Origin of the sequence: Gilvimarinus gilvus, from assembly GCF_030518155.1 — a bacterium.
Classification (GTDB): domain Bacteria; phylum Pseudomonadota; class Gammaproteobacteria; order Pseudomonadales; family Cellvibrionaceae; genus Gilvimarinus; species Gilvimarinus gilvus.
Window position 1 is genome coordinate 1 of sequence record NZ_JAULRU010000435.1, and the last position, 315, is coordinate 315.

Annotated in this window: 1 rRNA gene; it reads right to left on the reverse strand. The window is 44.4% G+C overall.

The window, feature by feature from the left end:
* Positions 1-315 (reverse strand): 23S ribosomal RNA (locus QWI17_RS08745); the annotation flags it as partial.

The following is a 315-nucleotide window of genomic DNA, read 5'->3' on the forward strand; positions in this document are numbered from 1 at the left end:
CACTCTAACCGAAGTCTTCGTGTACTATCCCTACTTTACGTAGGTTCAACGTACTATTCCGTCAGTACGCACCTCCTACAATCATTCGTCACTTTTATTGAGTGCAGGTACGGGAATATTAACCCGTTTGCCATCCACTACCCCGTTAGGGTTCGTGTTAGGTCCCGACTAACCCTCAGCTGATTAGCATAGCTGAGGAAGCCTTAGTCTTACGGCGAATAAGTTTCTCACTTATTTTATCGTTACTCATGCCTACATTTTCTTTTCTAAAAGCTCCACCATCCATTACCAGATGACTTCTGCGCCGTTAGAATG